The sequence below is a fragment of the Pseudomonas sp. PS02303 genome, from assembly GCF_029959925.1.
In the GTDB taxonomy this organism is placed as follows: domain Bacteria; phylum Pseudomonadota; class Gammaproteobacteria; order Pseudomonadales; family Pseudomonadaceae; genus Aquipseudomonas; species Aquipseudomonas mandelii.
This window is the reverse complement of record NZ_JASCOM010000225.1, coordinates 1-9,421: the sequence shown is the minus strand read 5'-3', so window position 1 is coordinate 9,421 and position 9,421 is coordinate 1. Positions and strand designations below refer to the sequence as shown.

8 protein-coding genes are annotated in these 9,421 nt (G+C 60.0%); 1 reads left to right on the top strand and 7 read right to left on the bottom strand.

The window, feature by feature from the left end; translation table 11 throughout:
• Window positions 1-81: 81 nt before the first annotated feature.
• From QMX98_RS28215 to hutC, 7 genes are all read right to left on the bottom strand, one after another.
• The gene (locus tag QMX98_RS28215; RefSeq protein WP_010464516.1) at window positions 82-912 is read right to left on the bottom strand and encodes a glycine betaine/L-proline ABC transporter ATP-binding protein; all 831 of its coding nucleotides are present in this window, start codon (window positions 910-912) and stop codon (window positions 82-84) included.
• Window positions 909-1,760, bottom strand: a complete 852-nt coding sequence (locus tag QMX98_RS28210) for a proline/glycine betaine ABC transporter permease (RefSeq protein WP_010464518.1) — start codon at window positions 1,758-1,760, stop codon at window positions 909-911. Before QMX98_RS28210 ends, QMX98_RS28215 begins: the two co-directional genes overlap by 4 nt.
• Window positions 1,761-1,830: 70 nt before the next feature.
• On the bottom strand, window positions 1,831-2,799 hold the full coding sequence (locus QMX98_RS28205) for an ABC transporter substrate-binding protein (RefSeq protein WP_109627514.1): 969 nt from the start codon (window positions 2,797-2,799) through the stop codon (window positions 1,831-1,833).
• A gap of 69 nt (window positions 2,800-2,868) precedes the next feature.
• The gene (locus tag QMX98_RS28200) at window positions 2,869-4,341 is read right to left on the bottom strand and encodes a cytosine permease (protein WP_010464523.1); all 1,473 of its coding nucleotides are present in this window, start codon (window positions 4,339-4,341) and stop codon (window positions 2,869-2,871) included.
• Window positions 4,342-4,452: 111 nt separating this feature from the next.
• Entirely contained in the window at window positions 4,453-6,141 is a 1,689-nt protein-coding gene (gene hutU / locus QMX98_RS28195; protein WP_282411718.1) for a urocanate hydratase, read from the bottom strand.
• A 396-nt stretch (window positions 6,142-6,537) separates the two neighbouring features.
• On the bottom strand, window positions 6,538-7,107 hold the full coding sequence (locus QMX98_RS28190; RefSeq protein WP_282411717.1) for a HutD family protein: 570 nt from the start codon (window positions 7,105-7,107) through the stop codon (window positions 6,538-6,540).
• Window positions 7,104-7,814 carry a histidine utilization repressor gene (hutC, locus tag QMX98_RS28185; RefSeq protein ID WP_154505298.1) on the bottom strand — a complete coding sequence of 237 codons (711 nt, stop codon included), beginning with the start codon at window positions 7,812-7,814 and terminating at the stop codon, window positions 7,104-7,106. Before hutC ends, QMX98_RS28190 begins: the two co-directional genes overlap by 4 nt.
• 146 nt (window positions 7,815-7,960) lie before the next feature.
• On the opposite strand from hutC, the gene QMX98_RS28180 reads away from it, so the two are divergent.
• The gene (locus QMX98_RS28180; protein ID WP_282411716.1) at window positions 7,961-9,325 is read left to right on the top strand and encodes a formimidoylglutamate deiminase; all 1,365 of its coding nucleotides are present in this window, start codon (window positions 7,961-7,963) and stop codon (window positions 9,323-9,325) included.
• The last annotated feature ends 96 nt before the right edge of the window (window positions 9,326-9,421 follow it).

Genomic DNA, 9,421 nt, shown 5'->3' with positions numbered 1-9,421 from the left:
AGGCTCGCTCCCACAGGGTACGCATTCCAATTGTGGGAGCGAGCCTGCTCGCGAATAGGCCGGCACAACCGCCGCAAACCTTTAAACCACCGCCGCCCGACGCTGGACGAACCGGTCCACATACTCATCCGCCGGCGAATGCAGGATCTCTCTCGGCGTGCCCACCTGGATCAGGCGGCCGTCCTTGAGGATCGCGATGCGGTTACCTATGCGCACGGCCTCATCGAGGTCGTGGGTGATAAAGACGATGGTCTTGTGCAGGGTCTTTTGCAGTTCCAGCAACTGGTCCTGCATCTCCGCGCGGATCAACGGATCGAGCGCACTGAAGGCCTCGTCCATCAGGATGATGTCGGTGTCTGCCGCCAGGGCACGGGCCAGGCCCACACGCTGACGCATGCCGCCCGAGAGCTGGTGCGGGTATTTGTTTTCGTAGCCTTTCAGGCCCACGGTATTGATCCAGTGCAGCGCACGCTCGGAGCACATTTGCTTGCTCTCGCCACGCACTTTCAGGCCGTAGGCGACATTGTCGATCACGGTCTTGTGCGGCAGCAGGCCGAAGCTCTGGAACACCATGCTGATCTTGTGCCGGCGAAATTCGCGCAGGGCTTCCATGTCGTATTGCAGGATGTCCACGCCGTCCACCAGGATCGCGCCGCTGGTGGGGTCGATCAGGCGGTTGAAGTGGCGCACCAGGGTCGATTTGCCGGAACCCGACAGGCCCATGATCACGAAGATCTCGCCGGTGCCGATGCTCAACGACAAGTCGTTCACGCCGACCACGCAGCCGGTTTCGGCCAGCACCTGATCCTTGGTTTTGCCCTGGCCAATCATGCCCAGCGCGTCCTTGGAGCGGTTGCCGAAAATCTTGAAGACGTTTTTGACTTCGATTTTGCTCACGGTTGCGTCGTTCATTTGCTCACCTCATGCCGTGGCCGACCATACGCCTGAGTAATGCGGTCGATGACCACTGCCAGAATCACGATCGCCAGACCGGCTTCCAGGCCACGTCCGACGTTGAGGGTCTGAATCCCCACCAACACGTCTTCACCCAAGCCACGGGCGCCAATCATCGAGGCAATCACCACCATCGACAGGGCCATCATGGTGGTCTGGTTGATCCCGGCCATGATGCTCGGCAGGGCCAGCGGCAGTTGCACGCCAAACAGTTGCTGCCAGCGGTTGGCACCGAAGGCGTTGATCGCTTCCATCACTTCACCGTCCACCTGGCGGATGCCCAGGTCGGTCAGGCGGATCAGCGGTGGCGCGGCGTAGATCACGGTAGCGAAAATCGCCGGCACCTTGCCCAGGCCGAACAGCATCAGCACCGGGATCAGGTACACGAAACTCGGCATGGTCTGCATGATGTCCAGCAACGGCATCAGCACCGAACGCAGGCGATTGCTGCGTGCCGAGAGAATGCCCAGCGGGATGCCGATCAGCACCGAAATGACGGTGGCCACCATCATCAGCGCCAGGGTCTGCATTAGCTTGTCCCAGAGGCCGACCGCACCCACCAGGAACAGCAGGCCGACGATGACTGCCGTGGTCACCACTTTACGAGTCGCGTGCCAGGCAACGCCCGCCACGATGGCCAGCATCAGCCACCAGGGCGCCGCACGCAGCAACCCTTCAAGATTGACGATGGCCCACAACAGGGTGTCGGAGATATGCCGGAACACATCGCCGTAGTTGGTGACCAGCGAATCGACCCAACCGTTGACCCAGTCGGCGATGGAAAAGGTAAAGCTTTCGGGAAACATAAGAGACTCTCAATCAAGGGGTTGCGATCAAGCACCCGACTGCCGTTGCCGACAGTCGGAGAGGCCCAACCTACAAGGCCGCGTCGATTTTCTTGGCTGCGTCTTCGCTTACCCATGCGTGCCAGACTTCAGGATGTTCCTTCAAGAAGATCTTGGCCAGTTTTGGCGACTCGATCCGCTCTTTGGCCATGCGCCCGAGGTTCTGGTTGAGCAGGTCGATCGGCAGGTTGACCTTTTCCAGCACTGCCACCAGTTCCGGGGCTTGCTCGTGGAACGTCTTGGACAGGCCGACCTTGATGCTCACGCTTTTATCCACGCCTGGTTTTTCTTCAAGCTTGACCAGGTCGACCTGGCCCATCAGCGGGGTGGGCGACCAGTAGTAGAACAGGATCGGCTCGCCACGCTTGTAGCTCGACAGCACCGCGGCATCCAGCGCCGGGCCGGTGCCCGGACGGAAGTTGGTGTAGGTGCTTTCCAGGCCGTAGCTTTTCAGCATTTCGCTGTTGTCGAGTTCACAGGTCCAGCCGGCCGGGCAGTTGTAGAAACGGCCCTTGGAAGGCTCTTCCTGGTCCTTGAACACGGCGGCGTATTTACCCAGGTCGGCGATTGCTTTCAGGTCCGGGGCCTTGGGCTCCAGCTTGCGCTTGGCGTCGCCTTCGATCACGTAGCGCGGCACGTACCAGCCTTCGATTGCGCCAACGACCGGAGCGCCGACACCGACAACCTTGCCGGCCTTCTCGGCCTTGTTCCAGACTTCGCTGCGGCCAACCCACTCTTCAGCGAACACTTGAATGTCGTTGCTGCTCAGGGCGTTTTCCATGGTGATGGAGTTGCCCGGCAGGCTGTCGGTCTTACAGTCGTAGCCCTTCTCCAACACGATTTGCATCACGTCGGTCAGCAGCATGCCGCTTTCCCAGTTCAGGCCGGCGAACTTCACCGGTTTGCCCGACTCGCACCAACCGGCAGCCTGAGTGGCGCCGGCGCTGGCGAGCAGGCCCATGGACAGCAATGTGGTCAGCAGGGTCTTGTTCGATTTCATTGTAGTGACGCTCCTAATCATGAATTGGCTTACGGCAGTCAAGAGGCATCCAGCCCTGTCCACGTCCAATCAGGCCTGCGCCGCAGCGCGACCAGCCCCACTTGTTTTTTGTTGTACAACGCTGTCCTGCTCAACCGGCAGAATCAGGTGATCGGGTACCGAGCCGTGCCATTTTTTCGCACAGACGTAGTACAGGGCTGCGGGAAGCACCAGACCGATGATCCAGGAAATATCCACACCACCCAGGGTTTCCACCAGCGGACCGGTATAGAACTTGGTGGCGATGAACGGCAGTTGTACCAGCACACCGAAGACATAGATGCTGATGCCGAGTGGGTTCCAACGGCCATAGCGACCCTTCGGATCGGCCAGCGCCGGCACGTCATAGCGCTCGCGAGTGATGCAGTAGTAGTCCACCAGGTTGATCGCACTCCATGGCGTAAAGAACGCCAGCAGGAACAGGATGAAGGACTTGAACGCACCGAGGAACGAGTGCTGACCGAGCAACGCGATCAGGGTGGCGGTACCGACGATGAACAGCACGAACACCAGACGTTGCAAGCGCGATACCTGCAGGTGACCACGGAAACCGCTGATGATGGTCGCAATGCACATGAAGCTGCCGTAGGAGTTCAGCGTGGAGATGGTGACCTTGCCGAACGCGATGCTGAAATACAGCAGCGCAGCGGTGGCACCGGTGCCGCCCAGCCCCACGATATAGGCCACTTCGTGGCCGGCGAATTGTCCGTTGGCCGAAGCGGCGGCAAACACGCCGAGGATCATCGCCACCTGTGCACCAATCACCGAACCCGCGCCAGCGGCGAAAAAGGTTTTCACCGAGGAAGTCTTGCTCGGCAGGTAGCGCGAGTAGTCAGCCACGTAAGGACCGAAGGCGATCTGCCAGGATGCTGCGAGGGACACCGCAAGCAGGAAGCTGCTCCAGCTGAAGTGGCGGATTTGCAGGAGTGCACCCACATCAGTCTGGCTCATCAGACGACTGAACAGATAAACAAAGGCAATCACGCCGATGACGCTGGCGACACGGCCGATGAAATGGATCACCCGATAACCGAGTACCGTGACCAGCACGATGACACTGGCGAAGATGAGGATACCGACGCTGTCGCTGACGCCAAACAACTGGCCCAGCGCCTGGCCGGAAAGCACGGTTCCCGTTGCGGTGAAGCCCAGGTACATCAGGCAGACCAGCACGATTGGGATGGCCGCACCATAAACGCCGAACTGTACGCGGCTGGAGATCATCTGCGGCAGGCCAAGTTTTGGCCCTTGCGCTGCATGCAACGCCATCACGCCACCGCCCAGCAGTTGACCGATCAGCAGACCGATCAGCGACCAGAACACATCACCGCCCAGCACCACGGCGAGCGCCCCGGTGACAATCGCGGTGATCTGCAGGTTGGCACCCATCCACAAGGTGAACTGGCTTAACAGACGACCGTGTCTTTCCGCTTCCGGGATGTAGTCGATCGAACGTGTCTCGATCAACGGTTTACTGCCTGCACGATCGTCATTAACAGCCATTGTTCAACCTCTGTGGATTGTTTGTCGGTGTTGGTGATCCCTGTAGGAGCGAGCAATGCGGGGCGCCGCATCGCTCGCTCCTACAGGTTTTGCATCAGGCCAAAGCCTGTTTTATTTGCCGGTAATCATCGGCAGGTTCAGCCCTTGTTCCTTGGCGCAGTCGATCGCGATCTGGTAACCGGCATCGGCGTGACGCATGACACCGGTGGCCGGGTCGTTGTGCAGGACGCGAGCGATACGCTCGGCCGCTTCGTCAGTACCGTCGCAGACAATCACCATGCCCGAGTGCTGGGAGAAGCCCATACCGACGCCGCCGCCGTGGTGCAGGGAAACCCAGGTCGCGCCGCTCGCGGTGTTGAGCAGGGCGTTGAGCAGTGGCCAGTCGGACACGGCGTCGGAGCCATCCTGCATCGATTCGGTTTCGCGGTTCGGGCTGGCCACGGAGCCGGAGTCCAGGTGGTCGCGACCGATCACGATCGGCGCGGACAACTCGCCGCTGCGCACCATTTCGTTGAACGCCAGACCCAGCTTCGCGCGCTGGCCCAGGCCAACCCAGCAGATACGGGCTGGCAGACCCTGGAAGCTGATGCGCTCGCGGGCCATGTCCAGCCAGTTGTGCAGGTGGGCGTCGTCCGGGATCAGCTCTTTAACCTTCGCGTCGGTCTTGTAGATGTCTTCAGCGTTACCCGACAGTGCAGCCCAACGGAATGGACCGATGCCGCGGCAGAACAGCGGACGGATGTAAGCCGGTACAAAACCCGGGAAGTCGAATGCGTTCTCGACGCCTTCTTCTTGCGCCATCTGACGGATGTTGTTGCCGTAGTCGAAGGTCGGAATACCCATTTTCTGGAATTCGAGCATCGCTTTAACGTGCACGGCCATCGATTGCTTGGCGGCTTTGACCACGGCAGCAGGCTCGGTCTTGGCGCGAGCGCGGTACTCTTCCCAGGTCCAGCCGGCCGGCAGGTAACCGTTGAGCGGGTCGTGGGCGCTGGTCTGGTCGGTGACCATGTCCGGGCGCACGCCGCGCTTGACCAGTTCCGGCAGGATTTCTGCCGCGTTACCCAGCAGCGCGATGGAAATCGCCTTGCCTTCCTTGGTGTATTTTTCGATGCGGGCCAGGGCGTCGTCGAGGTCGGTGGCTTGTTCATCGACATAACGGTTGTTCAGGCGGAAATCGATGCTCACCTGCTGGCATTCGATGTTCAGCGAGCAAGCACCGGCCAGGGTTGCAGCCAGGGGCTGAGCGCCACCCATGCCGCCAAGGCCTGCGGTCAGGACCCAACGACCTTTCAGGTCATCGTTGTAATGTTGGCGACCGGCTTCGACGAAGGTTTCGTAAGTGCCCTGGACGATGCCCTGGCTGCCGATGTAGATCCAGCTGCCGGCGGTCATCTGGCCGTACATGGCCAGGCCTTTGGCGTCGAGTTCGTTGAAGTGCTCCCAGCTCGCCCAGTGTGGTACCAGGTTGGAGTTGGCAATCAGCACGCGCGGAGCATTGGTGTGTGTCTTGAACACGCCGACCGGCTTGCCGGATTGCACCAGCAGGGTCTCGTCGTCATTCAGGTTGGTCAGGCTTTCGACGATCTTGTCGTAGCATTCCCAGTTACGCGCCGCACGACCGATACCACCGTAAACCACCAGTTCTTTAGGGTTCTCGGCAACTTCAGGGTCGAGGTTGTTCATCAGCATGCGCAGCGGCGCTTCGGTCAGCCAGCTCTTGGCGGTCAGCTTGTTACCGCGGGCGGCACGGATTTCAACATCACGGTATTTAGTAGGTTTCTGGGTATTGTCAGTCACGAAAAAGACTCCTCAGCGATCAATCCAAACCAACCCTGGCGGTGGGTCAGCCAGCCTGTGCGCACTGTTGCGCCACAAGCGAATCAGTGGACGTTGCGAGGAGTCTCGGTCGACTCATACGCATACGTCTTTACTTGTACATACAAGAATATGCAATCAAGCGGCCAACTTGTTGGAGGGGCGTTCAAGAAAAGTTTTAAACGGGCTGGAAAGCGCCTGGATCAAGGGTTCTGGCAACGATGAAATTTTTCGGGGGATTTTGCGAGGGGGGTGATTGCTGTTACTTGGGCGTGGTTTTGCGCCACGCTGGGGCGTTCGGTAACAAAGTGGTGCGCAGTTTCGAATCAGTTGATCGCTCCCAAGCTCTGCGTGGGAACGATCAGTGGTGGTATTGGATCAGCGTGCAGTCAGCTCGATCACACAGCACGGGCCGTTACTGGAAACTTCCAGCAGGCCGGTGTTACCACCGAGTTGCAGGCAATCATGGCGACCGAGTTGCGAGGCGCTGTTGCCGACCTTCACGACAAGCTCGTCAGTGACACTAAATATGAGCACGGTGCCAGCCGAGCTGAAAAACTGCTGCTCACCGGCCAGCCACTGCAACCGCGCGTAGTAACGCTGGGGCGCATAAATCAGGTTGAAGTCGCGAATCGGCCCGCCCAGCAAGGTGCAAGTGACGCGGCTTTCGCCGCTGAACGCAAAAGGCTCCAACGGTAACAATGGAGGCGTGTCCTGGCCGTCAACCCGCAAGGTCATACCGTCGCCTTGCAACACGGTGATCACCCGCTCATAGCCGGCGAACGTCGAGAATCCGCCGGACTCGCCGATATCGGCAATCGACAGGCGCCAGCCGAAGCCGTCAAGCCCGGTCCCCGCATCGCGGGTGATTTCTTCGGTGCTGCCACCGCCGTTTTTCCACGGCATTCGCGGGTAATCTTTTGCGCGTAGAACCTTCGTTACATTCATTTATGAAACCGACCTTCCAGACGATGACGGGAACCAGGGTGGATCAAACGGGCGGCGGTTACCGGCTGGCGGCCGGACCAGGTGCGGCGCCGAATCAGCAGGCACGGCTCGCCCTTTTCAATCTGCAGCAATTTGCACTCTGAGGCCTCGGCCAGAATCGCCTCGACCACATGCTCGCCTTCGGTCAGCGGCGCGACCTGGTTCAGATAGGCGTAAGGCGTTTGCAGGGTGAAGTCCTGCTTGAGGTAGTCCGGCGCCACCAGCGCGTTGACGAAACGGTCTTCGATTTGCACCGGAATGTCGTTTTCGAAATGCACGATCAGCGAATGGAAAACCCGCTGGCCTTCGCGCATGTCCAGCGCCAAAGCGCGCTCGGAACCAGCGGCCTCTTCTTCGAGGGTGATCACCTTGCAGGTATGGCGATGGCCACGGGAGGCGATTTCGTCGGCGATGTTGTGCACTTCAAACAGCGCGGACTGGCTTTTCGGCTCGGCGACGAACGTGCCGACACCTTGCATGCGCACCAGCAGACCGTCGGCGGTCATCTCGCGCAGGGCGCGGTTGATGGTCATGCGGCTGAAACCGAGTTGGCTGACCAGCTCGCTTTCCGACGGAACGCGGTAGTGCGGCGGCCAGTTTCCACTGTCGATTTGCTGGGTGATCATCTGTTTGACGCGGGCGTACAAGGGCGCCGGACTGTCGCCCATGTTCGCGGCCAACGGTGACACTGGGGGCGGAGTCCGCACGGTTAATCCTTGGTCGTCTGTTAGAAGTCGCTAGCTTGCCGGAGTTTACCGAGCAGGCAAACGTCTGTATATGTATATACAAATAACACACGATGGGGTTCTGAACCATGTCCGCCTTCTTTGCCGAACGCGCGCTGCTGCCTAGTGGATGGGCCAACAATGTACGTCTTGAGGTCAGCGCCGAGGGCGTTTTGACCCATATCCAGGCCGATTCCAACGCAGATGGCGCCGAACGGCTGAGCGGTCCGCTGCTGCCGGGGATGCCGAATCTGCATTCCCACGCCTTCCAGCGGGCCATGGCCGGGCTGGCGGAAGTGGCGGGCAATCCGAATGACAGTTTCTGGACCTGGCGCGACTTGATGTATCGCTTCGTCGGAAAAATCAGCCCGGATCAACTCGGCGTCATTGCTCGTCAGCTGTACATCGAAATGCTCAAGGCCGGTTACACCTCGGTCGCGGAATTTCATTATGTGCATCACGACACCAACGGCCAGCCTTACGCAGATCCCGCTGAACTGGCGCTGCGCATCAGCCAGGCGGCCAGTTCCGCCGGTATCGGTCTGACCTTGCTTCCGGTGCTTTACAGCCATTCCGGTTTCGGCGGCCAGGCGCCGAACGACGGTCAGCGCCGCTTCATCAACAGCACCGAGAATTACCTCACGCTTCAGTCGCGTTTGCAGCCGATCCTGGCGCAGCAACCGGCGCAGTCGCTGGGCTTGTGTTTCCACTCGTTGCGCGCGGTAACACCGCAGCAGATCAGCGAAGTGCTGGCGGCCAGCGACAAGCAGTGCCCGGTGCACATTCATATCGCTGAACAGCAGAAGGAAGTCGATGACTGCCTGAGTTGGAGCGGTCGTCGTCCTCTGCAATGGCTGTACGAAAACACCGAGGTCGACCAGCGTTGGTGCCTGGTCCACGCGACCCATGCCAATCCGGAAGAAGTCACGTTGATGGCCAAGAGTCGCGCTATCGCCGGTCTGTGCCTGACCACCGAAGCCAACCTCGGCGACGGGATTTTTCCGGCGGTGGATTTCCTCGCGCAGGGTGGACGCATGGGTATCGGGTCCGACAGCCATGTGTCATTGAGCGTTGTGGAAGAGTTGCGTTGGCTGGAATACGGCCAGCGCCTGCGCGATCAGCGGCGTAATCGGCTGTATGGCGCGGATCAGCCGATGGTTGGCCGCACGCTATATGACGCTGCGCTGGATGGCGGCGCTCAGGCGCTGGGGCAGCCGATCGGTGCACTGGAAGTTGGTAAACGTGCGGATTGGCTGGTGCTGGACGGCAACGATCCGTACCTGGCAACGGCCAGCGGTGACGGGATTCTCAATCGTTGGTTGTTTGCCGGCGGCGATCGCCAGGTGCGCGATGTGCTGGTCAATGGCCAGTGGGTAGTGCGTGACGGGCGTCATGCAGCAGAAGAAGAAAGCAATCGGGCGTTTACCCAAGTCCTGCGCGACCTCCTGGGCTGACACAAACGAAATGTGGGAGCGAGCCTGCTCGCGACAGGGCGATCAAATTCAACAGAAGTGTTGACTGATACTCCGCTATCGCGAGCAGGCTCGCTC